We start from the raw sequence: 22,868 nt of genomic DNA on the forward strand, positions 1-22,868 counted from the left end.
GAACCCGCCCAGCCCGGCGCCGGACAGCTCGAGCCCCTTTCGGGTCGTCAGGGGGTTCTTGCCCATGGCCTGGCGGATGACGGCGCCGCCTTCGAGCCGAACAAGGACTACATCCGCGAGCTGATCAGCCGTCTCCGGCGTGGCGCCCGGGCTCGGGATGCGAGCCTGCGGCAGCCCCGGCTCAGGGTACGAAATCGCGCGTCCTGGCTGCACTCACCGCGCCGCGGAGGCACGTCGGCGGGACAGGAGGAAGCCGAGGGCGATCATCCCGACGGCCAGGATGAGATGCAACCAGTTGTCGGCCGTGTTGAGCGGGACGAAGTTCGCCGGGCTGTCGTGTCCGATCAGCAGGCCGTAGATCCACAGCAGCAGGTAGACGAGGCCGCCGCCGATGAGGAAGCCGCGGGCGCCGGACCAGGTTCTGGACAGCAGGATGCCTGCGATCCCGAACAGCAGGTGGACGAGGTTGTGCAGGATCGACACCTGGAACACGTTGAGCAGCAGCGCGCCGGACTGGTGGCCGGCGAAGGCCATCTCGTCGTAGTGGGTCGTGATGCCGGGGACGAACCCGAGGAGGCCGGCGAAGACGAACACGGCGCCGGTGACGAATGCCGCCAGCTGGACGGGGCTTCTACCGGCGGCGGTACGAGGGCTGTCCATGAGGCCTCCTGAGGGGTGTCACCGAGCGCCTACCCCGAGGGGACAGGTCCAGTCGCGCCGTTCGTGGCCGGCCATGCGCGGCGGAGTCACCGACGGCCGGTACGCCTCACCGGCGTCCTCGGCGTGCCCGGCCTGCGAACGAAGCCCTGGGGCGTCCGGCACGTGTCCCGCTCGCGCCTGAAGATGGAGCGGGGGCGGAGCCGTACGACCGGGGCCTGCGGATGGTCACGCTCGAAGGTGTCCGCTTCGGAGAGGGCGGCCAGCCGTGCGTCGGCCGGTCCTCGGTGACCGGCGCGTCCTCGGGGCTGGGGGAGTAGGCGCTGGATGCGGCGTCGCGTTGCCGGTGGCGACGTCCGGCCGCTGCCAGGCCGTCCTGTCCGGACGCCGGCCGGGCAGCCGGCGGGCCGGCCCGAGGACGGAGGTGCCGTGGGAATCGGCGGAAGGGACGTCGATCGAACTCCACCGAAGAGCCGAAGAGCCGTGCTTCAGGTCTGGGGGATGATCCGGAAGGATGGCCGGTCGTCATCGATCTCCGCGTCGAGGGTCTTGTCGTCCAGGAAGGTAGCGGCGGTCGGTTCGAGGTACACCCGTACGCCCTCTGCCTCGAGTATCTGATCGTTCGGGTGCGGGCCACCCGAGACCGACAGCTCGAGAGATCTGCCGGAGCCGTTGGTGGAGGAGGCTGCGATGCGCAGCCCGGTGTCCGGCGGGGTTTCCGGTTGGGTGGTCAGATCGCGTATCGCCGCAACCGCGTCGGCGGTCAGCGTGAGCACGGCAACTCCTCGAGCTCGGCGGACTCCGTGGTCGGCGAGGAGCGGTTGCCCGCTCCCTCGCCCTTGTTGGCTTGCCCGTGCTGGACCAGCCAATAACCCCATTAAGGGGCAAATGGTGTCAATGTCGACGTGCCGGCCCGGCTGTTACCCGATGACCCCGCCCCTGGCCAAAGCTCGATACCACCGGATGGCGGCCGTTGCGGCCCGCGCGACCGCGCGGGGGTGGGACTGGTGCTGTGACATGGCCCTCGCCGCGTGCGGGGTCCGCCGACAGCCCGCAGGGAAGAGGCCGAAGTTAAAGGCCGAGACCGGCGGGGTAGAGCTGGGCATGTTTGCGGCGTACTCGGCGACGCTGGACATGGGGGAACATTCGGGGGCACGATGCAGGCGTTCGTGATGAAGGAAATCGGACGGGTCGGCTTGGTGGACAAGCCCGTCCCACGGCCAGGTCCGCTGGATGCCGTCGTACGGACGACCGCCGCCCTCATCTGCACCTCCGACTCCCACACCGTCAAGGGCGGTATCGGGCCGCGGGAGAACCTGACGCTCGGCCACGAGGGCGTCGGCGTGGTGCACGAGGTGGGCGGCGAGGTGACGGCCTTCCGGCCGGGCGACCGGGTGCTGGTGGGCGCCATCACCCCCGACTGGGGCGATCTTGCCTCCCAGAACGGTCATCCGTCGCAGTCCGGCGGACCGCTCGGAGGGTTCAAGTTCGCCAACTCCAAGGACGGGGTCTTTGCCGAGTATTTCCACGTGAACGAGGCCGACGCGAATCTGGCGAGGATCCCCGACGGCGTGCCCGACGAGATGGCGGTCTACTGCGCCGACATGCTGTCGACCGGGTTCATGGGCGCGGAGAACGGCAACATCCCCATCGGCGGGACGGTGGCCGTGCTCGCCCAGGGCCCGGTGGGCCTCATGGCCACCGCGGGCGCCAAGCTGCGCGGCGCCGGCCTGGTCATCGGGGTCGAATCGGTGCCCAGCCGGCAGAAGCTCGCTCGCGACTACGGCGCCGACGAGATCGTCGATTTCACCACCGAGGACGTCGTCGAGCGCATCCTTGACCTGACCCGGGGGCAGGGCGTGGACACCGCCATCGAAGCCCTCGGCGCGGACGTCACCTTCCAGACCGCCATAAAGATCACTAAACCGGGTGGGACGGTGTCCAACATCGGCTATTACGGAGAAGGCGAGTTCGTGCGCATTCCCCGTATCGAGTGGGGCGTCGGGATGGCCGACAAGACGATCGCGACCGGCCTGTGCCCGGGTGGCAGGCTGCGCATGGAACGGCTGCTGCGCGTTCTGCAGAGCAAGCGGCTCGATCCCACGCACATGACCACCCACACCTTCCGCTTCGAGGAGATGGAGCGCGCCTTCGAGGTCTCGGACAGGAAGCTCGAGGACATGGTGAAAGTGCTGATCACCTTCTCGTGACGGAAGCTGATCATCGTCCAGTATCGGAAAGCGGCGACGTCCGCCTGCCAGGAGCACCCCCCCTTCTCCGATGGTGCACGTCGGCACGGAGGAGAAGGCCAGGCATGCTGGATCTCGATCCACCCTTTCGCCCGGTGCGCCGCCAGGAGGGCTATCTGGCGCTGGAGGACCTGGGCCTCATCGGCGACGGCACGACGGCGGCGCTGGTCGGCCTCGACGGTTCGATCCCGTGGCTGTGCCTGCCCCGCTTCGACAGCGACCCGCTGCTGTGCGGCCTGCTGGATCACGAGCGCGGCGGCCACTTCACGTTGACCGTGGACGACCTGCGCGAGGCCCGGCAGTTCTACGAGCCGGACACCGCGGTGCTGGTGACCGAGTTGCGCGGCCCGACCGGCCTGGTCCGGATCACTGACGCGCTGGCCCTGCGTGCCGACGCGGACCTCAGCGACGACGCGGGCGGCGGCCGGGCCGAGCTGGTCCGGTCCGCGGTCGTCCAGGCCGGGACCGTGCGGCTGCGGGCGGAGCTGGAGCCGCGCGGCGGCGGGCAGGCCCGGGCCCTTTACGGCGGTCTGGAGATGCGCGTCTCCCGGCGGCCCGACCTGCGGCTGCATCTGCGATCCAACCGTCCGCTCACCGGCCCGCGCACCGCGCACGACCTTCAGGAGGGCGACCGCCTCGATCTGGTGCTGTCCTGGGGCCGCATCCACCGCCATCACCGCTTCGACCCCGAGGCGATGCTGCGGCAGACCGCCGAGGCCTGGCGGCGCTGGATGCGCAAGTGCAGCTACCGCGGCCCGCAGGAAGCGCTGGTCCGGCGCTCGGTGATCACGCTGAAGCTGTGCGACGACTGGGGCAACGGCTCGCTGGTCGCGGCGCCCACGTCCTCGTTGCCCGCGCCGATCGGCGGGGTGCGCAACTGGGACTACCGCTACACCTGGATCCGCGACGCCGGCTACGCCGTGTTCGCGTTGCGCCGCGTCGGCTTCGACGAGGAGGCCGATGCCTTCCTCGGCTGGGTCCTGGACGCCTTCGAGCACACTCGCCACCCCCGCATCATGTACACCCTCGGCGGCGAGCCCGTACCGGAGGAGATCCACGACGCCGAGCTGGAGGGCTACCGGCGCTCGGCCCCGGTGCGCTGGGGCAACGGCGCCGCCGACCAGCGCCAGCACGACGTCTACGGCGAGGTGCTGGACTGCGCCGACCAGTGGCTGCGCCCCGGTCGCGAGCTGCAGCCGGCGCTGTGGTCCGGTCTGGGGGAGCTGGCCGAGGCCGCCGCTGATACGTGGCGGCAGCCGGATCAGGGCATCTGGGAGGTACGCAGCGAAGGCCGGGTCTTCACCTACTCGACCGGGATGTGTCAGGTGGCCCTGGACCGGGCCGCGGCCATCGGCGAGCGGTTCGGCGTGTCCGGGCCGATCGCGACCTGGCGCGCCACCGCCGAGAAGCTCCGCCGGCTCATCCTGGACCAGTCCTGGGACGAGAAGGCACAGTGCCTGAGCGAGCACCTCGACGGCGGCGGCGGCCTGGACGCCAGCCTGCTCGCACTGCCGCTGCGCAAGGTCGTACCGGCCGACCATCCGCGGATGGCGGCCACCACCGCGGCCATCGCCGAACGCCTGTCGGCCGGTGACGGCCTGCTCTACCGCTACCTGCACGATCACTCACCCGACGGCCTGCCCGGCGACGAGGGCGCCTTCGTGCTGTGCAGCTTCTGGCTGGTCGACAACCTGATCCTGCAGGGTCACCTGGACCGGGCCGAGGAGCTGTACGCGTCGCTGTGCGCCCGTGCCAACCCCGTCGGGCTGCTGCCCGAGCAGATCGACCCGGCCACGGGGGCGTTCATGGGCAACTTCCCGCAGGCGTTCAGCCACATCGGGATCATCGCCAGCGGCGTCAATCTCGCACGAGCGAAAGCAGGTATGACAGCATGATCAACCGGCTCGTCGTCCTCGGCGCCACCGGCGACCTCAACGCCCGCTATCTGCTGCCGGCCCTGGCCGCCCTGCGCGCGGCCGGGCACCTCCCTGACCGGTTCGAGCCCATCTGCGCCGACCGGCAGAACCGGACCGACGAGGAGTTCCGCGGCTGGGCGTCCGCCCAGCTCGACCGGCACGCCGCGACGGAGCCCGGCGAGGCCAGGAAGGCGATCGCCGACTCCGCCCGATACCGGCAGGCGGACGCCACCGACGCCGCTGACATCGCCTCGCTCGTCGCCGGTGACGGGCCGGTCGCCGTCTACCTCGCCCTCCCACCGGCGATCTTCCCCGGCGCGGTCGCCGCCCTCGGCGCCGCGAACCTGCCGCCGGGCAGCCGGATCGTGCTGGAGAAGCCGTTCGGCGAAGACCTCGACAGCGCGGTGGAGCTGAACCGGCTGCTGATGGGGGTCGTGCCCGAGCAGGCGGTGTTCCGCGTCGACCACTTCCTGGCCATGACGACCGTCCAGAACGTGCTCGGCAGCCGCCTGGCCAATCGGGTGCTGGAGCCCATCTGGAACAGCGCGCACATCGCCGAGGTGGAGATCGTCTGGGACGAGTCGCTCGCGCTGGAAGGCAGGGCGGGCTACTACGACGGCGCGGGCGCGCTCAAGGACATGGTGCAGAACCACCTGCTCCAGGTGCTGTGCCTGGTGGCCATGGAGCCACCGCTCAGCCTCAGCGAGCGTGACCTGCGCGATCGGAAGATCGACGTGCTGCGCTCGGTACGCCCCCTCACGGACGACGATGTCGTACGCCACACCCGCCGCGCCCGCTATCTGGCCGGCCGCATCGCGGATCGTGACGTTCCCGCCTACGCCGAGGAGGAGGGCGTGGACCCGGGGCGAGGCACCGAGACCTTCGCCGAGGTGGAGCTGGAGCTCGAAAGCTGGCGCTGGTCCGGCACGACCTTCCGGCTGCGCACCGGCAAGGCGCTCGGCCACGACCGCAAGGAGGTCGCAGTACGGTTCCGGCCCGTGCCGCACCTGCCCGCCGGCCTCGGCGAGGAGGCCGCGCCCAACGTGCTGCGCTTCGGCCTGGAGCCGGAGAGCATGACCCTGGCGCTGACCGGCATCGGCTCCGGCACCCACACCCTCGCCCCGCTCACGCTCGGCGCGCAGCTGGCGCCTCCCGACCTGCCCGCCTACGGCCGCCTGCTACTGGACGTGCTGCACGGGGACGCGGCCCTGTCCATCCGCGGCGACGAGGCCGAAGAGGCCTGGCGGGTGCTCGCGCCGGTCATGTCGGCCTGGTCCAGGGGCCTGGTGCCGCTTGCCGAATACCCGGCCGGATCGGACGGGCCGACCGCTGAGAGGAGGAGCTGATGCCGCCGACGGAACATGCCGCAGGCGGCCTGCGCAGCCAGGCCTGGTGGGACAACGCGGGCAATCCGGAGATGACAGCCCTGTATCTCGAACGTTTTCTCAACTTCGGGCTGACCCCGGCCGAGCTCCAGTCCGGCCGGCCGATCATCGGCATCGCCCAGACGGGCAGCGACCTCGTTCCCTGCAACCGCCACCACCTCGCCCTCGCCGACCGGGTCAGGGACGGGATCCGCGACAGTGGTGGCATCCCGCTCGAGTTCCCCGTCCATCCGCTGCAGGAGACCGGTAAACGCCCGACCGCCGCACTGGATCGCAACCTCGCCTACCTCGGGCTGGTCGAGGTGCTCTACGGATATCCGCTCGACGGGGTCGTCCTGACGACAGGCTGCGACAAGACCACGCCCGCGTGTCTGGCGGCGGCGGCGACGGTGAACATCCCGGCGATCGTCCTGTCCGGCGGGCCGATGGTCAACGGCTATCACCAGGGCCGGCGGATGGCCTCTTCGGGCTCGGGGCTGGTGATCTGGCAGTCCAAGCGGCTGCTGGCCACCGGGGAGATCGACTACGCCGAGTTCATGGCGCGCGTGGCCGCCTCCGCGCCCAGCATCGGTCACTGCAACACGATGGGCACCGCGCTGTCGATGAACAGCCTGGCCGAGGCCCTGGGCATGTCGCTGCCCTGCTGCGCGGCGATCCCGGCCCCCTACCGCCGGCGAGCGCAGATGGCCTACGACACCGGCCGCCGGGCGGTGGACCTCGTACGCGAGGACCTCACCCCACGCAAGATCATGACCTTGCCGGCCTTCGAGAACGCGATTGTGGTCGCCTCGGCCATCGCCGCCTCCACCAACGTGCCCATCCACATCAACGCCATCGCGCGGCACGTCGGGGTGCCGCTGACCATCCACGACTGGCAACGCGTCGGAGCCGACATCCCGGTGCTGGCGGACGTCGCGCCCGCCGGCGAGTTCCTCGGCGAGGACTTCTACCGCGCCGGCGGCGTCCCCGCCCTCATGCGGACATTGCTGACGGCAGGGCGCCTGCACGGCGACGCCGTGACCGTCTCCGGCCGTACCGTGGCCGAGAACCTGGCCGACGCCCCGCCCGCCGACCCGACGGTCATCCGTCCCTACGACGAGCCGCTCGCCGCGCGCGGCGGACTGCTCATCATGACGGGCAACCTGTTCGACTCCGCGGTCATGAAGACCTCGGTCCTCACCGACGACCTCCGCGCGGTGGCCGACTACCGCGCCATCGTCTTCGACGGGCCCGAGGACTACCACGCCCGCATCAACGACCCCGAACTGGGCATCGACGAAGGCTGCATCCTCGTCATCCGCTACACCGGCCCGATCGGCTACCCGGGATCGGCCGAGGTCGTGAACATGGAGGTGCCCGCCGCGCTGCTCCGCCTGGGCGTCACCACCTTGCCCACGCTCGGCGACGGCCGGCAGAGCGGCACCTCGGACGCCCCGTCCATCCTCAACGCCAGCCCCGAGGCCGCGGCGGGCGGCAACCTCGCCATCCTGCGCACCGGCGACCGCATCCGGATCGACATCGACAACGCGCGGGTCGACGTCCTGCTGACGGATGACGAGATCGCCGCACGGTGGGCGGCCTACACACCGCCGGCCCTCGACAACCAGACACCGTGGCAGGAGATCTACCGCGCCACGGTCGGGCAGCTGGACACCGGAGGCTGCCTGGAACTCGCCGTGTCCTACCAGGATCTCGTACACACCAAGGGGATTCCCCGTGACTCGCATTGACGCCAGAGGCACCATCATGATCGCCGACTCCGACTTCGGCGACGTGGACATCGAACGCGAGATCGTCGAGGGCGCCGGATTCGAGCTCCTCGCCGCACAGTGCAAGAGCGAGGACGAGGTGATCGAAAAGGGCCGGGACGCCGACGGCGTCCTGACCCAGTACGCCCGGGTCGGTGCCCGCGCCATCGACGCGTTCACCCGGTGCCGGGTGATCGCCCGCTACGGCACGGGCGTGGACATCGTCGACGTCGACGCCGCGACCCGGCGGGGCATCCAGGTCACGAACGCGCCGAACGAGTGGTGCGCCGAGGAGGTCGCCGACCACGCCGTCGCGCTCTGGCTGGCCGCCGCCCGCAAGATCTGCGCCTACGACCGGGCGACCCGGCAGGGCGTCTGGCAGTGGCAGAGCGGGGAGCCGATCTGGCGGCTGCGGGGACGGGTGTTCGGGCTGCTGGGCTTCGGCGCCATCGCCCAGCTCATCGCCGAACGCGCCAGAGCGTTCGGCGTCGAGGTCTGGGCGCACGATCCGTTCCTCGACGAGTCCGAGCTCCGATCGCGCCACGTGCTGCCGGCATCCTTCGACCAGCTCGTGGAGGGCGCCGACTACCTCGTGGTCCAGGCGCCGCTCACGCCCGAGACACACCACACCTTCGACCGTACGACGCTGCGCAGGATGAAGCCGACCGCTGTCCTCATCAACACCGCGCGCGGCCCGATCGTGGAGGATGCGGCGCTCCACCAGGCGCTCACCGAGGGATGGATCGCCGGCGCGGCACTGGACGACCTGGAGGAGGAGCCCGCGAAACAGCGCGACTGGTCCCCGCGCAACCCCCTCTTCTCGCTGCCCAACGTGATCGTCACCCCCCACGCCGCCTACTACTCCGAGCAGGCCATCACCACAGTGCGGCGCATCGCCGCGGAAGAGGCCGTACGGGTCCTGACCGGGCAGAGCGCCCGTAGCCCGGTCAACGACGTGCCGGCCGACTCTGAGGAACCCGGGTAGGGGATCGCTGGTAGGGGCGGCGCGATGGCTTTCGTCAAAGTTCCTTCCGCGTATCGCCGCACTCCCGCCACTCACCCACCAGGAGCCGCCCGGTCGGATCGGTGAACGCCGGAACTCCGCACTCCCTCGCCGACCAGCCTCTCGGCTTCCTGGTGCGGGGCCGCGATCAGGAGGATCGATGGTTTGATCACCGGCTGAAGGGACGCAGAGGTGACTCGGGACCGTGACGATCAGGAGGCGAGGCGCGAGCCGGGTTCTCCGGAGGGGACGAGCGAGCAGGACGTGGACCGGCGTAGCGATCTGGCTCGATGGATCAGCGGGGTGCACGCCTTCCCCGCCGACCGGGCGACACATACTCCTGGACCAGCACCGAACCCGACGGAACTCGCACTGCGGCACCGCCGCCCGGGGCAGGAAGCCGGGGCCGTCGACGCCGTCAGGGGGAGGCCGGGGTCTCGGTGAGGAGTTGTTGTTCGAGTACCGCGTCGAGTTGCAGTTCGCGGTAGCCGGCCGTGTCGAACAGGACCGTCAGCCGGTCCTCGCCGCGCTGGATGACCTCGCCCGGCCCCCAGGTGCGATGCTCCACGCGGGCGTGCGGGGGGAACGGCCCGGTCTCCTCCTGCTGCCGGTCGGCGGTGCCCGCCAGGCAGCGGTCGCAGTTTCCGCAGGGTTCGGCGAGCTGCTCGCCGAAGTAACCGAGCAGGAAGCGGCGCCGGCAGTCATCGGTCTCGGCGTAGTGGCGCATCATCTCCAGCCGGGTACGTTCGACGTCACGACGGCGCTCGGCCAGCCGCCGGGCAAGATCCGCGGCGGTCTCCGGGTCGGGCGCATCGGGCACCGGGTCGATCCGGCGCGTGCCCAGCCGTACCGCACCGGTTCTCTCCAGCAGGTCGAGCAGCAGCGTCAGGCGGCGGGGCGACAATCCGGTACGCGCGCGCAGCGTCCTGCGGTCGACGCCCGCACCGGCCTGGGCGACCGCCTGCGCCACCGCGGTCAAGGTCTCCGGATCCGGTACGGCGGCGGTGAAATAGCGCTGCAGGCCCAGGTCCTCAGGACGGTAGAACAGCACCGCCCTGGCCGGCTCGCCGTCCCGGCCGGCCCTGCCGATCTCCTGGTAGTAGGCGTCCGGCGACCCGGGCACCTCGGCGTGGAAGACGAACCGCACGTCCGGCTTGTCGATGCCCATGCCGAACGCGCTGGTGGCGACCACGACGTCCAGGTCGCCGGCCATGAACCTGCCGTGGACGTCGTCGCGCTCAGAGCGGCGCAACCCGGCATGGTAGGCCGCCGCCCGCACGCCCGCGTCGGTGAGCAGCTCGCTCAGGCGGCCCGTCTGCCTGCGTACCGCCGTGTACACGATGCCCGGTCCCGCTTCCTCGCCCACCGCGGCGACGATCTCGTGGGCGGGATCGTCCAGCATCCGGCGTACCGCGAGCGAGATGTTGGGCCGGTCGAAGCCCTGGACGATCTCCACGGGGTCGCGCAGGCCCAGCCGTTCGGCGATCTCTACACGCACCGGGGGAGCCGCGGTGGCGGTCAGGGCCGCGATCGGCGGGCGGCCCAGCGCCTCGGCCACCGGCCCGAGCCGCAGGTAGTCGGGGCGGAAGTCGTGCCCCCACGAGGAGATCAGATGGGCCTCGTCCACCACCAGGAGGGAAGGCGCGGCGGCGGCCAGGTCCCGCACGACGTCGGGTCGGGCCAGCTGCTCCGGCGCGCAGAACAGGAATTCCGTCTCGCCGGTCCGCAGCGACTCGAAGGTGGTGCTCCGCTCGCCGGCCGAGGTGCCGGCGTCCAGGCTCACCGCCTCCTCGTCGCGCTCGCGCAGCGCTTCGACCTGGTCGCGCTGCAGGGCGATCAGCGGCGAGACCACCACGGTGGGGCCTGGCAGCAGCAGCGCGGGCACCTGGTAGATCGCCGACTTGCCGCCGCCGGTCGGCATCACCACCAGTACGTCCCGGCCCTGCGCCAGCGCGGTCATCGCGGCCAGCTGACCCGGCCGCAGGTCGGTCAGGCCCAGAGCCTGCCGCGCCACCCGTTCGCACTCCGCGCCCGCGTCCTTCATCGGTCCTCCCACCGCGCTTGCACTGCCGGGATGTCGTTCCTGCCCCGGCAGGTGGCCGGCATGTCACTCAGCGGAGGGGCCGGAAGCCGCAGGGGCTGGGCTTCGATCCGAGCATGCTGGGCGGATCGTGTGTTCGCCTTCCAGACCGGCGTGCCGCACGGCGAAGCACTCTAGACTGGTCGGCCCACCAGTTGATCACCGGGTAAGGGCAAAGGCGCGCTCATGGAGCCGGGCCCGCTTCCCTGGAGAAGAGGACGCACCACCATGCGGTTCCACAATGACCTAGTGATCAACCGTCCGGCCGGCGAGGTGTTCAAGTATCTGGCGGACCTGGAGAACCTTCCCCGCTGGAACTACGCCATCGCCGAGACCCAGAAGGTCTCGCCCGGCCCGCCCGCCCAGGGAACCGTCTACCTGCAGACGCGCACGCTGCCCAGGCCCATGCAGGAGACCCTTGAGATCTCCCGGTACGAACACGACCGGCTGCTGGCCGTCACCGGCGGCTTCGGCGACCTGGAAGGCACCTCCACTTACACACTCGAGTCCAACGGAACGACCACCAGGCTGACCAACGAGATCGAACTGGCCGGCCGCGGACTGCTCCGAGCCTTCTCCGGCCTCGCGACCGCCAGCATCCGACGAGCCGTCGCCCAGAACCTCGACGTACTCAAGAACCTCCTGGAGAGCGCCGCGGGAACGCCGTGACATCCGCAGACCGGGGCCGAAGAGCCGAACACGACCGGTTCGACGACGGCAGGCAGGGCCGCCATGCGTACTTCTGGGTCAGGGGGCTTCGGTGGCAGTGTCCGCCAGCCGGCTCTTCACCTCAGTCGCGGTGCCCTGGTGCAGGACACTGCCGTGGATCTCCTCCAGCGCGGCCTGGCGTACCTGCGGCTGGGGCAAACCCCGACCAGCGCGGAGATCTTCTCGGCCGAGACCCTCTCCCGAAACTTTCCGCAACGAAGGCACCGGCTGCACAATGCCGGGCATGGAACTACGACCGGAACTGCTGCCCCCGTCCGTGCCGAGGGAGCGCGTGGAGCAGCTCGGTGCCCAGATCGACCGGATCGCCGAGCTGCTGGAGGAAGGCATGATGCCGGAGGCACGCCAGGCCGTGACCACGTTCAACGAGCAGACTGGCCACAGGTACGAGCCGGAGGACTTCGCCTCGTACTGGGAATCGCAGGATCTGGAGGAGATCGCCACGAACGCCGCGCGCCCTGTGCCGCCGAGGGTACCGGACATCACTCGGGCGGAGCTGGCCGAGCTCGTTCGTCGAATCATGGAGGCCGATCCGGAGGCCGATCACTACCTGGCGCTGCTCGAAGCCAATGTGCTGCATCCGCACATCAGCGACCTTATCTACTGGCCGCCGGAAGAGCTGAGGAACGCCACCCCCGAGGAGATCGTCGAGGCTGCCCTCAGCTACCGCCCCATCCCGTTGTGAAGCCACCAGCCCACGAAACCGCCGGCCGCGCCTGATACGGCCAAGAGCTCCCTCCACCGTTCGCCCTTGCCGGTAGGTCGTGCGCAGGCCGGGGGAGCCGCTCCCCGAGCTACCGGCGGGCGAAGGCGGCGAGAAAGACGCGGGTGCCCTCGTCGGCCAGGTCGGTCAGTTCCTCGGGGGAGCCGACGGCCGCGTCGCCCAGGAAGGCGACCCGGTTGGTGGGGATCGAGACGATCAGCCAGGTGAACATGTAGGCGGCGCGCTCGGGGTCGGGGGTGTTCAGCAGGCCGCGCTCGGTGAGCTTCGCGAAGGTCTCCGCCAGGAGTTTCAGGGTGCGGACCCAACTCCGCTCGAAGTACTCGCGGCCGATGGCCGGGAAACGCTCGGCCTCGGCGACGACGAGGCGGCGCATCTGCAGGATCTCCCGGTTCATCAACCCGGCGAGCGTCATCCGAGCGTGGTCACGCAAGGCGGTCTCGAGGTCGTCGGTCTCCGCGAGCGCGCGGATCGCGGACTTGAAGTGCTCATAGCCGCGATCGACGGTGTCCAGTACGACGCCGGCGAACAGCTCCTCCTTGTCGGCGAAGTACTGGTAGACCGTCCGCTTCGAGGCGCCTGCCGCGGCGGCCACCGCGTCCATGCTCGTGCCGACGTAGCCGTGGGCGGTGAACACCGTCCGCGCGGCGGTCAGGATCTCCTGGCGCTTGCGCGCCGAGCGGGCCTCGGCCCGTGTCGAAGCGGTCAACGAACTACCTCCTTGACAGAGAACACTACCCGGTTTAGTTTTCACCTCGTGAACACGGTACGGTTTAGTTTACCTGGAGGTTGGGACATGGGTAGCGTGATCTCCGTCGTCGCCGCGTCGATCGTGGTGTTCGTGCTGAGCTCGGCCTACTACGCCCTGCTCACACCGACCGAGAAAAGACTGCTGGGTGAGCGCGCCCCGGATCGGGGCGATCGGCCGCCGCCGCTGAAGATCCTCCTGGAGCTGGCGCGCACCCTCGTGGTCGCCACGGTGATCGCGGGCTTGGCCCGGTACGCCGGCCTCACCGGCGTGAGGTCGGTGGTGGTCCTCGGCCTGGTGCTCTGGGTCGGATTCCCGGCAGTGCTGCTCACCGGATCCATGATGTGGGAGAAGACGCCCGCCGTCACCGCAGCGCTGCACGCCGGCGACTGGCTGATCAAAATCCTCGCCACCTCAGCGATCGTGGGTGCCTGGCTGTGAACGACGTACGACCTTATGAGACAGATCCACGCGTGGACGACTACATCGCGGCCCTGCCCGACTGGCAGCAGGACATCTGCCGGCAGGTACGCGACCTGATCCACGCCGCTGACCCCGAGGTCACCGAGACCATCAAGCGAACCGTCCAGCCCTACTTCGTGCTCAAGGGCAACGTGTGCGCGCTGCTCGCCGCCAAGGACCACGTCAACGTGTTCCTGTACGACGGCGGCATCGTCCCCGACCCCGAAGGCATCATCACGGCCGGCCACCACAACAAGACCGCCCGTACGGTGGCTTTCCGCGAAGGGGAAACCATCAACGCTCCCGCCCTCCTTGCCATGTTCCGGCAGATCATCGCCGACAACCGAGCCGGCGGGTGGCGCAAGCTCAAGAATCAGCCCGGGTGAACGGCGTGGATCGCGGGAGTGTCGCGGATCCGGCCACAGGTGCCCGGGGCGCGATCACTCCGCCGAGGTTCACGACGAGCACGCGGTCACAGACGTCCATGACGAAGGCCATCTCGTGCTCGACCCAGCAGGACGGTGCTGTTTGGTCCGGGCCGAAATCGGGCCCCGGATCGGCCACGTATCGCGCCTCAACTGCCCCCGCGCCGGGGGCATCATCGCCGAGATTCCTCAGCCACGCACGCCTGGGGACCACCCGCCGGTACAGCTTGCGCCGCCGTAGACGCCGTACTCGGTGACGTGGGGCGGCACCGACTGGCTCAGTCCGGCCCTACTCAGTAGGGATCGGAGAGTGACGCGCTGGCTGAGCGCCTGCGCGGATTGTCGCGGTTCTTGTGGTAGAGCTGCACCGCCAGGAAATCCAGCCGCTTGAGGAAGTCCAGCAGCCACTCGGACGGCAGATTGGACGTCGTCGGGCCGCCGAAGGTCAACGGGATCGCGGGTTTGAGACTGTCGTCGGCCGCTGTCACGGCACGATAGCCCGCGGCGTAATAGGGATAGAACTCCGCCGGGGTCATCGCGGTCTTGTCCGGATGGCCGCCGACGATCCCGAGGTTGGGCTCGATCCACGGCATCACGCAGTCGATCTGCGGATAGCGCGTCTTGTAGACGAGCAGGGCTTCCCGCATGAAGGTCTCCCACTCCTGCGGGGTCTTCTCCGTGCTGGTGGAGGAGGTGAAGCTCAGCAGCAGCCGGTTGGCATAGGACGCCGCCTGGTCGAGGTAGGGGAAGTTCAACTCGGGCGACTTCTCCATCTTGACCACGCGGGCCCAGTTCGGATGGGTGTGGTTGACGTACCATCCGGGGTTGAAGAACGTGCCCAGGAGGCGACCGGCGTCCACGACCATCGTGGAGTCGTAGGCTGTGGCCTGCGCGGCCCCGCCGGGCATGAGCCCGGCAGCCAGCGAACCCCCCACGCCCACCAGCGCCCGCCTGCGGTTGAGCTCACTCATCTGGCCCTCACCCCGGCGGCACGGATGGCGGGCCGGCCATCATCGCCCTGTTCCCCAGCGACGTGCGCAACGTCAACGAGGACAAGTCCCTGTCCTACCCCTGCTTCTGGGCCAGCTTTCGTGCCTGGGTGGACAGCCTCGACCTCGGTGCCGCCGTCGCGCACCAGGCACGGCACACCCTGGCCACCAATCTGCTGCGTGCCGGCGCGAGCCTGGCCCACATCCGGCGCTACCTTGGCCACGTCAGCGACCGCATGGCCGAGCACTACGTCAAGATCGCGGCCTCCGATCTGGAGGACGTCGTGCACGCGGTCTGGGTCGCCGGGCCCGGCGCGGCCAACCCCGGTGAGCTGCTGTCCGGCGAGTCCACTCCGCTCACCCGCGAGCAGGCCCTGGCGCTGGCGCTGGACCTGTCCCGGCGCAGCACTCCGGCCGACGGCGGGTTCTGCACCTTCCAACCCGTGGTCCAGGGCGGGGCCTGCCCCTGGAAGCTGGACTGCGAGAACTGCGACAAATTCGTCCTGTCCGGCGCCGACCTGCTCTACTTGCGCCGCAAGCAGGAGCAGTGGCGCTCGATCGCCGAACGGGCACCCGACGACGCCACCGCTGACTACCTGCACCAGGTCTTCGAACCGACCGCCCGCGCCATCGCGGGCCTGGAGAAGGCTCTGGCCGGTCTCGGACTCCTGGACCAGGCCCTGGCGCTGGACCTGCGCCGGCCGCAGGACTACTTCCACCGGATCTGGAGCACGAACTTCCGCGCCACGGACCTTGCCGACCTCACCGAGGACGTCGCGCCCGAGCCGACGAGTACGGAGCCACAGGCATGACGGCCACCGCGGAGACGGCGCGCCGGACGGCGGCAGCGATCCAGGCCCGCCGCAGCACCAGCGAGGCCATGCTGGAGCGAGTACGCGGGTCGCTGAAGCAGATGCGGCGCGAACGCGCCCGCGTCACCGTCGCCGCTGTCGCTCGCCGCGCCGACGTCTCCCGGACCTTCCTCTACCAGAACACGGATGCTCGGGCACTCGTTGCCCAAGCTGCCACCGACGCTGGCGAGAACCGCCTGCTCGACCAGGCCGAACAGGCGGCCCATGTCGAAGCGTCCTGGCGGGAACGGGCACTCAACGCCGAGGCTGCGCTCAAGCACGCCCACTGCGAGATCGCCCTGCAGCGCACCTCCATCGGCGAACTTCTCGGCAAGATCCGTGATCTGGAGAACGACCTGCCGGAAGACGGCGTTCAGCGACTCGTCACCGACAACACCTCGCTCAAACAGCAGGTCCGCCAACTTACCCAACAGACGAACCGCCTGCAGGAGCGGCTGACGGCGGCCCGTGACAACAGCCGGTTTCTGGACAATCGGATCGCCGGGCTGGAAGCCCAACTCGCCGACCAGATCACTCTCGACGCAGCTGGATCCTGAGGGGTGCCTCTGCTCCCGTGTCAGTGATCTTCGGGCAGGATAAGGACGATGTCTGATCACTACAATCCAGGCATGTTCGATCTCGACCCTGTGAAGTCGATCTTAGTCCTGGCCCTAATAGGGCTCATTGTTTTGGGGTTGCGAGCCTGGCGCCAGCGGCGCAACAGGGTATGGATCTCCATTCCGATGCCGTTGTTCACCCCAGTGGAGATCCAGGCCACGGCCCACGACCTCATCGAATCCGGGCAATTCGACGAGGCGGTCAAGGTGCTGAAGAAGGAAGCGCAGGTCTCCGGTCCGGATGCTCTGGCTGCGGCCCGCGCCCTGCGCCGAGGTGAACTCCTGCCGGACTTCCCGGGCCGGTGGCCGGAGGATCTGACAGGGCCGGTTACCGAATTCCTGGCCGAGGGACAGCGGAAGGCAGCCGTCTTCCTGATCCGCGATCAGAAGCAGCTCAGCCTCACCGAAGCCGAGGCATTTGTCGACTCGCTCACCCGTGGGAAGGCCGAGTAGACGTGCTACTCAACCCGTCGCTTCTCAATCGGTCTGGCCCATCGTCTACGTGACCAGCCGTTCGCCACTTGTTCCGCGAGTCGCCGGGCGTGACGACTTCTCATTTCGCCTGGCGATTTTGTGGGCCTTCCTGGCTATCGCGAGCGGTTGAAGTCAGCGATGGTGAACACATGGCAGCTGGCGATGATGACGGCAGGCAAGCAAACCCCGTAGGACCACAAGGCAATGATCCCGAGGCAAAAGTTCCGCCCTTTGGACATCGTCCAGGCACAGCAAAACTTGGTTCTCTGGCCGCTGGCCCGGAATCGAGGCGCCCGTCGGCCGATGAGGATTTGTCCCCCCTTGATGAGGACGATGAGGACGACGAGGATCGCCCGCAAACGCGGCGAAGCAGTGTGCTGGGACTTGGCTCTCAGGCCGCTGACCCGGAGGAATGGAGTCGCGCGGGGTCAAGAGCCGTGGCTCCACGAACTGGGGCATCGTTACGCGCGCTCCTGGCAATCATTCTTGTCGTCAGCACAGTAGTGATCGTCCTCTTGGGTATGATCCTTCGACTGCCTGCGGCGGAAGTAGTCCAGTACATGGCGCCCATTGCTCCATTAGCTGGAGCAGCCGTGGGCTATTGGTATGGAACTGAACGCCGCGACTGAAGACCAGGGTTGGCCGGACGTTTCCTTGCTGCCAACCGCTAATCCTCGACATATCTACTGAGCCCCACCAGGTGTTCCGCCAGATCGCTTGAGAAATCGCCGCCGCTTCCGATGCGAACTCTCATAACGCGTCGGGACATCCTCCGACGAGCGAACACCTCTGCTGGTCACGTCGCACACATATCAACTACGTGAAATCCCAGCTCAACAGCAATGTTGACCTTGGTGTGGTCGGTTAAGGCGATCTGGCGCTGGAGATCGAACCGATACAGCCGCGCGGCGGTGCGCACCCCAACCAGGGCGAGGCGCTGTTCGGCGTCTTGGAATCGCTGCAACTGTACGCCGACGACCTGGCCATCCCGGTAAAGACGCTGGAGACCTACCGCTGGGTGTCCTCCCGCTGGCCCGGCCCAGCGCCGTCAAGCAGGGGTCCCGTACTACATCCACAGGACGCTGGCCTCCATCCGTGACGATCAGGAGCGGTGGGCGCGTATCGCTGATCCCCCACTGGATAACCGCACCGGAACCCATCGGTGGACCGATACGGCCGCCAAGCGAGCCGTGGACCAGAAGCTCGTCAACACCGCCTCGGTGTAGCAGAAGGTCGAGCGCATCCACGACCTGGCCCGCGATGAGGAGGTCGCCGTGCGGGTGGCTACCGACCTGCTGCGCCGGCCGCAAGTGGCCTCGCGGACGATGCTCGACGACACGGCCAAGCACATGGTCAACCGCGCCCAGGTCGACCATGTCCGCCAGGCCGGCCAGGTGGTGCGGCAGCGCACCCCGGCCCTGCCCCGCATCGAGCACAGCCGTGACTTCCTGGAGTTGATTGGTGCCTGCGCGGCCTTCGTCTCGGCCATCGGCCGCGTCGTTCCGGGCATGCGCGGTCACCAGTTCACCGCCGACGAGCGCGCCGCGGTGGCCAGGAACGTGGCACGGGTGCGGGCGACGGCCGACTGGATCGAATCGGCCGTGGAGTCCGGCGAGATCAGCATCGATGAGGGCCTGGCCCGGCTGCTGCAAGGCGAGTAAGACCCATGCCCCCGAGGTCACGGGGCCTGGCGGCCAACGTGTGTGGCGACCAGGTCCCCCTGGCCCTGCTCGAGGCCCGCCCGGCCGGGCTGGCCACCCAGCAGCTGGTGCGCGCCACCGGGCTGAGCCTGGGCCATGTCCGCAAAGGCATCCTCTATATCCGGGAGGTCTCGGCGATGGCGCACCTGACCCCGCTGATCTGGACCCCAGACGACGGCTACCGCTTCTCCACCTCGCCCGACGACTGGATCGCCTACGAACGCTCACGGCTGCGCACCGAGCTGACCCGTATCAGCCGCCTGCTGTCCGCCACGGTCGCCCCGCACGCGGCCAGCCGGCCCGAGGATGACTGGGTCCATCTGGTGCTGGGCCAGCTCAACGTTGTCCAGGCGGCACTGACCCTGCTCAGCAAAGCGGAGGCATGAGGTGCGTCCCCGCCACTACCCCTCCGACACCACCGACGCCGAATGGTTGCTGCTGAAGCCGCTTCTGCCGGTGCCGGCCTGCCAGACCCGTACGGGCGGCCGGCCTGAGAAGCACGACCGTCGCGACATCGTGGACGCGATCAGGTATCTGGTCGACAACGGCTGCAAATGGCGTGCCTTACCTGCGGATTTCCCACCATGGCAGACGACGTACGGCTTCTTCCGCCGCTGGGCCAGGGCCGGCGGCGTCAACCACATCCGCGACCAACTGCGCCGCGCCCTCCGTCTGCGCGCCGGCCGTCACTTGGTCGTTGACACGAAGGGCCTGCTGCTGGGCGTGATGGTCACCCCGGCCGGGCAGCCCGACCGCGACGCCGCCCGCGACGCCGCCCGCGAGTTGCTTGCCCGGCTGCGGATGCTGCACCCGCAGCTCACCCTCGTCTGGGGCGACAGCGCCTATGCCGGGATGCTGGTGGAATGGGCCCGGCGGTTCCTGCGTCTCACCCTGAAGATTGTGACGAAGCTGCCGGGCCAGACCGGGTTCAAGGTGCTGGCCCGCCGGTGGATCGTCGAGAGGTCGATCGGGTGGCTGATGAACGCCCGGCGCAACGTGATCGACTACGAGCGGCTCCCACAGCACAGCGAAGCGCACCTGACCTGGGCGTCTATCACCTTGATGACACGCCGTCTGGCTAGAAAGACCACCATGCCGGTGTGGTCACAAGGGCCGGCCCCACGACGAGTCGCGTAATTCTCAGGTAGGCGTGATCATTCTCAGGTAGGCGTGATCGCCTTGGCTGGTGCGGGGATGTGGGTCATCGCAGGCTCTCGTTTCGGCGTGCACTCCACACGGCCAGCCCGGCCGCCAGGAGGAGAACGCCGGCGAGCCATAGGATGCCCTGGAGTGGCAGGGCATCGACGATTGCGCCGCCGACCAACGCGCCGAGACCGATGGAGAGATTGAACACCGCCACCCACAGCGCGGAGGCTTCCTCGACCGCTTGCGGCGCGGCCTTGATCATCCACGTCTGAAGGCTTGTGGAGACCCCGCCGTACGCCAGGCCCCAGACAACGAGCAACGTCACCCCGCCCACAGCGGTGAGACCTGCCACGGGGTAAAGCAGCACGGTCACCCCCAAGGCGGCGGTGATGGAGAGGACGGTGCGATGGAGCCTCTGCGCCACAGCCGCACCCGCGACGAAGTTTCCCGCGATGCCTGCCACGCCGAATCCGAACAGCAGCGGCCCGACGAGTTGCTCGTCGATGCCGGACAGATCCTGTAGCACGGGGCTGATGAACGTGTAGGCCGAGAAATGGCCGGTCACGATCAGGAAGGTGGCCAGGATACCGACCCGGACGCCCTGGTTGCGGAACTGGCCAGCCAGCCGCCGCAGCCCGACGGGCTGAGCAGCGGTCAACGGTGGCAGCACGGCCAGCAAGGTGACCAGCACGGCAAGCGCGAGGGCGCTCAGCGCGCCGAACGCGATCCGCCAGTTGGCCAGCCCGCCGATCATCGTGCCGAGGGGGACACCGAAGACGTTCGCGGCCCCGACGCCGCCGAAGATGATCGCGGTGGCCCGCGGCACGCGCGAGGCCGGGACGAGCCGGACGGCCAGGCCGCCGGCGATGGCCCAGAACCCGCCGATCGCCACGCCGACCAGCACGCGGGCGATGATCAGGAGCGGATAGTTCGGGGCCAGGGCGGAGGCAAGGTTGGCGAGCGTCATGAGTGCCATCAAGGCGACGAGCAAGAGCCTGCGGTCCATCTTGCCGACGAGTATCGGGACTGCCGGCGCCGCAACGGCGGCGACGATGCTGGGGACCGTGACCATCAGTCCTGCCGCACCTTCAGACACCGATAGTGCCGATCCGACGGGGGTGAGCAGCCCGATGGGGAGCTGCTCGGCCGTCACCAGGAGAAATGTGCCAAAGGCTACGGCGGACACCGCGATCCAATGACTTTTCGTTGACGCCTCTCGCTCGGTCAGCGGGCGGTCTGTTGCCGTCACGTCGAGTCTCTCCCCTCATTCGGGAGCGTTCGCTCCCATATGACGGCACACCCTAATACGGGAGCGATCGCTCCACAACCTTGGTAGGGTGGCGACCATGGCAAGGCCCAGGGAGTTCGACGAGCAGAACGTGATCGCCAAGGCAACCAACCTGTTCTGGTGTCGCGGTTACAACGCCACGTCCGTCCGGGACTTGGGCGCCGAGCTCAGGCTCAAGCAAAGTAGCCTGTATCGCACCTTCAACGACAAGCGCACACTGTTCTTGCGGACGCTGGACCACTATCGGGCGACCGAGTCCACTCAGGCTGAAGAGCAGCTCAGCGCCCCCGGTCCCAGCCTCGAGATCTTGCGGGAGTGGCTGATCTGGATGGTCAGCCACGACGCCGGTCGTGGCTGCTTCGTGGTCAACACGGCCACCGAGCTCGGCACTACCGACCCCGAAGTCCGACAAAGGACTGAGGCTGCGTTCGAAGTCACCCGGAAAACCCTGACGTCGCTACTACGCCGCGGCATCCGCGACGGCGACCTGCCCGCCACATTGGACGTCGACGCTGCAATGGAGTTGCTGTTCACAACCGTGCTTGGGCTGCGCGTACGCGAACGCGCCGGGCACGATCCCCAACGGCTGGCCATGGCTATCGACTTCACGACCAAAATGCTCGCGGCATCTGCGACCTGACCCGCATATCGCCACCAAGGCGAAGGCAATCCGAACGAAGATCAGTTAGAGGGTTCGAAGACAGCTTCTCAGAAACGGCGCGGACGACAGCGGCGAATCTGGTCAACCACCCCGAACCGTAGCCGGGGCAGGTCCACACCGGGTAAAGATCGTTACTGGTGCTGACGGCCGTGCCGATGTTCCTCTTCACCGGGCTTGTGACGAGCGTTTTCGCCGAGCCGGCCAGGCTGGTGCTCGGCGCCCGGGAGGCGGAGAGCACCAGCGTTGTCGTCATCGAAGAGGAGGAGGGCCGGTGCACGGCCGGCGGTGGGGTCGCGGATGCGATATCCGGATGCGGTGTCCGGCGGCACAGGACGGACTTCTCTTTGTGATCACCTCTCTGGTGAGTACGAGGCTGCCAGGCCCGGCTGTCAGCGCTTGTACGCGGCGGCGACCTCGACCTCGACAAGCCAGCCCGCGACCGGGAGATTGGCGATTTCGATCGTCACGCGGGCCGGGCGGGCGGGGTTGACCTCCAAGGGCGGGGCGGGCGGCGCGGTGCCCAGCGGGACGGGGACGGGCTGACCCGAGGCCAGGTCCGTGTTGGCGAAGAACTGGCGGTAGGCGCGGTTCCACCCGGCGAAGTCGGCCGCCGCGGCGCCTGGAGGCTTCTCCAGGTACGCGCGCATGGAGACGACATCCTCAAGACCCAGCCCAGCCGCGGCGAGATTGGCCTTGATGCGCTTCAGCGCGTTGATGGCCTGGGCCTCGGTGACCGTGACGCCTGGGGGCAGGGCGCCGCCGGGGAAGTCGACGTAGCGCTCGGGGGAGTCGGCGGGGGCCGCGGGATTGGCCGCAGCCGGGCCCAGGCCGCTGGCGGTGTACGTGGCGACCTGCTTCCCGAGCGCCACGCCGTCGGCGATCGCGGGATTGGTGCTGCCCGCCGGGAGGATGGGCTTGATCTCGTAGGGATGGGGTGACCAGCGGGCGGTGGCGGCCGCCGTACCCGTGCCCAGGAGGAGGACGGTGGCCGCGGCGAGGGTGACAGTGGTGCGGATCTTCAT

At 68.9% G+C, this 22,868-nt stretch carries 22 protein-coding genes and 2 pseudogenes; 17 read left to right on the forward strand and 7 right to left on the reverse strand.

Annotation, left to right across the window (positions count from 1 at the left end; all coding sequences use genetic code 11):
* Positions 1-213 precede the first annotated feature (213 nt).
* Entirely contained in the window at positions 214-660 is a 447-nt protein-coding gene (locus tag ACTWPW_RS33795) for a DUF4383 domain-containing protein (RefSeq protein ID WP_443170989.1), read from the reverse strand.
* Positions 661-1,145: 485 nt separating this feature from the next.
* The gene (locus ACTWPW_RS33800) at positions 1,146-1,433 is read right to left on the reverse strand and encodes a HesB/IscA family protein (RefSeq protein ID WP_375117770.1); all 288 of its coding nucleotides are present in this window, start codon (positions 1,431-1,433) and stop codon (positions 1,146-1,148) included.
* A gap of 396 nt (positions 1,434-1,829) precedes the next feature.
* Between ACTWPW_RS33800 and ACTWPW_RS33805 the strand changes: the two genes are divergently transcribed.
* The 5 genes from ACTWPW_RS33805 (at position 1,830) to ACTWPW_RS33825 (ending at position 8,940) form a co-directional block, all read left to right on the forward strand.
* Positions 1,830-2,867: an NAD(P)-dependent alcohol dehydrogenase gene (locus tag ACTWPW_RS33805; protein ID WP_375117769.1), complete on the forward strand. Its 1,038-nt coding sequence runs from the start codon at positions 1,830-1,832 to the stop codon at positions 2,865-2,867.
* A 104-nt stretch (positions 2,868-2,971) separates the two neighbouring features.
* A complete protein-coding gene (locus ACTWPW_RS33810) occupies positions 2,972-4,801 on the forward strand; it encodes a glycoside hydrolase family 15 protein (protein ID WP_375117768.1) in 1,830 nt (609 codons plus the stop codon).
* A complete protein-coding gene (locus ACTWPW_RS33815) occupies positions 4,798-6,168 on the forward strand; it encodes a glucose-6-phosphate dehydrogenase (protein WP_443170990.1) in 1,371 nt (456 codons plus the stop codon). Before ACTWPW_RS33810 ends, ACTWPW_RS33815 begins: the two co-directional genes overlap by 4 nt.
* On the forward strand, positions 6,168-7,937 hold the full coding sequence (locus tag ACTWPW_RS33820; RefSeq protein WP_443170991.1) for an IlvD/Edd family dehydratase: 1,770 nt from the start codon (positions 6,168-6,170) through the stop codon (positions 7,935-7,937). Before ACTWPW_RS33815 ends, ACTWPW_RS33820 begins: the two co-directional genes overlap by 1 nt.
* The gene (locus tag ACTWPW_RS33825; RefSeq protein WP_443170992.1) at positions 7,924-8,940 is read left to right on the forward strand and encodes a C-terminal binding protein; all 1,017 of its coding nucleotides are present in this window, start codon (positions 7,924-7,926) and stop codon (positions 8,938-8,940) included. The genes ACTWPW_RS33820 and ACTWPW_RS33825 overlap by 14 nt, the downstream gene beginning before the upstream one ends.
* Before the next feature lie 436 nt (positions 8,941-9,376).
* Here ACTWPW_RS33825 and ACTWPW_RS33830 read toward each other — a convergent pair whose 3' ends face one another.
* A complete protein-coding gene (locus ACTWPW_RS33830) occupies positions 9,377-11,002 on the reverse strand; it encodes a RecQ family ATP-dependent DNA helicase (RefSeq protein ID WP_443170993.1) in 1,626 nt (541 codons plus the stop codon).
* 285 nt (positions 11,003-11,287) lie between these two features.
* On the opposite strand from ACTWPW_RS33830, the gene ACTWPW_RS33835 reads away from it, so the two are divergent.
* Together ACTWPW_RS33835 and ACTWPW_RS33840 are read left to right on the forward strand one after the other, a co-directional pair.
* Positions 11,288-11,707 (forward strand): SRPBCC family protein, encoded by a 420-nt coding sequence (locus ACTWPW_RS33835; RefSeq protein WP_443170994.1) that lies wholly within the window; start codon positions 11,288-11,290, stop codon positions 11,705-11,707.
* 331 nt (positions 11,708-12,038) lie between these two features.
* Positions 12,039-12,449: a bacteriocin immunity protein gene (locus tag ACTWPW_RS33840; protein WP_443170995.1), complete on the forward strand. Its 411-nt coding sequence runs from the start codon at positions 12,039-12,041 to the stop codon at positions 12,447-12,449.
* Positions 12,450-12,558: 109 nt separating this feature from the next.
* Here ACTWPW_RS33840 and ACTWPW_RS33845 read toward each other — a convergent pair whose 3' ends face one another.
* On the reverse strand, positions 12,559-13,194 hold the full coding sequence (locus tag ACTWPW_RS33845; protein WP_443170996.1) for a TetR/AcrR family transcriptional regulator: 636 nt from the start codon (positions 13,192-13,194) through the stop codon (positions 12,559-12,561).
* 87 nt (positions 13,195-13,281) lie between these two features.
* On the opposite strand from ACTWPW_RS33845, the gene ACTWPW_RS33850 reads away from it, so the two are divergent.
* Both ACTWPW_RS33850 and ACTWPW_RS33855 read left to right on the forward strand, forming a co-directional pair.
* A complete protein-coding gene (locus ACTWPW_RS33850; protein ID WP_443170997.1) occupies positions 13,282-13,674 on the forward strand; it encodes a DUF1761 domain-containing protein in 393 nt (130 codons plus the stop codon).
* Positions 13,675-13,706: 32 nt separating this feature from the next.
* Positions 13,707-14,081: a DUF1801 domain-containing protein gene (locus ACTWPW_RS33855; protein WP_375117759.1), complete on the forward strand. Its 375-nt coding sequence runs from the start codon at positions 13,707-13,709 to the stop codon at positions 14,079-14,081.
* A gap of 332 nt (positions 14,082-14,413) precedes the next feature.
* Here ACTWPW_RS33855 and ACTWPW_RS33860 read toward each other — a convergent pair whose 3' ends face one another.
* A complete protein-coding gene (locus ACTWPW_RS33860; RefSeq protein WP_443170998.1) occupies positions 14,414-15,091 on the reverse strand; it encodes a hypothetical protein in 678 nt (225 codons plus the stop codon).
* 47 nt (positions 15,092-15,138) lie between these two features.
* Here ACTWPW_RS33860 and ACTWPW_RS33865 point away from each other — a divergent pair, with 47 nt between their 5' ends.
* The 6 genes and pseudogenes from ACTWPW_RS33865 to ACTWPW_RS33890 form a co-directional block, all read left to right on the forward strand.
* Positions 15,139-15,921 carry a tyrosine-type recombinase/integrase gene (locus tag ACTWPW_RS33865; protein ID WP_443171017.1) on the forward strand — a complete coding sequence of 261 codons (783 nt, stop codon included), beginning with the start codon at positions 15,139-15,141 and terminating at the stop codon, positions 15,919-15,921.
* Positions 15,918-16,517, forward strand: a complete 600-nt coding sequence (locus ACTWPW_RS33870) for a DUF6262 family protein (protein ID WP_375117757.1) — start codon at positions 15,918-15,920, stop codon at positions 16,515-16,517. Before ACTWPW_RS33865 ends, ACTWPW_RS33870 begins: the two co-directional genes overlap by 4 nt.
* 72 nt (positions 16,518-16,589) lie before the next feature.
* Positions 16,590-17,030, forward strand: coding sequence for a hypothetical protein (locus tag ACTWPW_RS33875; protein WP_375117756.1), 441 nt, complete (start codon positions 16,590-16,592; stop codon positions 17,028-17,030).
* Positions 17,031-18,097: 1,067 nt separating this feature from the next.
* Positions 18,098-18,712 (forward strand): annotated as a pseudogene (locus tag ACTWPW_RS33880) (DUF6192 family protein); the annotation flags it as partial.
* A 5-nt stretch (positions 18,713-18,717) separates the two neighbouring features.
* Positions 18,718-19,137, forward strand: coding sequence for a hypothetical protein (locus ACTWPW_RS33885; RefSeq protein ID WP_443170999.1), 420 nt, complete (start codon positions 18,718-18,720; stop codon positions 19,135-19,137).
* Between the two features lies 1 nt (position 19,138).
* Positions 19,139-19,867: pseudogene (locus ACTWPW_RS33890) on the forward strand (transposase); the annotation flags it as partial.
* A gap of 85 nt (positions 19,868-19,952) precedes the next feature.
* Here the strand turns inward: ACTWPW_RS33890 and ACTWPW_RS33895 are convergent.
* Complete coding sequence (locus ACTWPW_RS33895) at positions 19,953-21,146, reverse strand: MFS transporter (protein WP_443171000.1); 1,194 nt, start codon at positions 21,144-21,146, stop codon at positions 19,953-19,955.
* A 97-nt stretch (positions 21,147-21,243) separates the two neighbouring features.
* On the opposite strand from ACTWPW_RS33895, the gene ACTWPW_RS33900 reads away from it, so the two are divergent.
* Positions 21,244-21,825: a TetR/AcrR family transcriptional regulator gene (locus tag ACTWPW_RS33900; protein ID WP_443171001.1), complete on the forward strand. Its 582-nt coding sequence runs from the start codon at positions 21,244-21,246 to the stop codon at positions 21,823-21,825.
* A gap of 158 nt (positions 21,826-21,983) precedes the next feature.
* Positions 21,984-22,196, forward strand: coding sequence for a hypothetical protein (locus ACTWPW_RS33905; protein ID WP_443171002.1), 213 nt, complete (start codon positions 21,984-21,986; stop codon positions 22,194-22,196).
* 39 nt (positions 22,197-22,235) lie between these two features.
* Here ACTWPW_RS33905 and ACTWPW_RS33910 read toward each other — a convergent pair whose 3' ends face one another.
* Positions 22,236-22,868 carry a Rid family hydrolase gene (locus tag ACTWPW_RS33910; RefSeq protein WP_375117751.1) on the reverse strand — a complete coding sequence of 211 codons (633 nt, stop codon included), beginning with the start codon at positions 22,866-22,868 and terminating at the stop codon, positions 22,236-22,238.

The organism is Nonomuraea sp. KM90, assembly GCF_052246675.1.
Taxonomy (GTDB): domain Bacteria; phylum Actinomycetota; class Actinomycetes; order Streptosporangiales; family Streptosporangiaceae; genus Nonomuraea.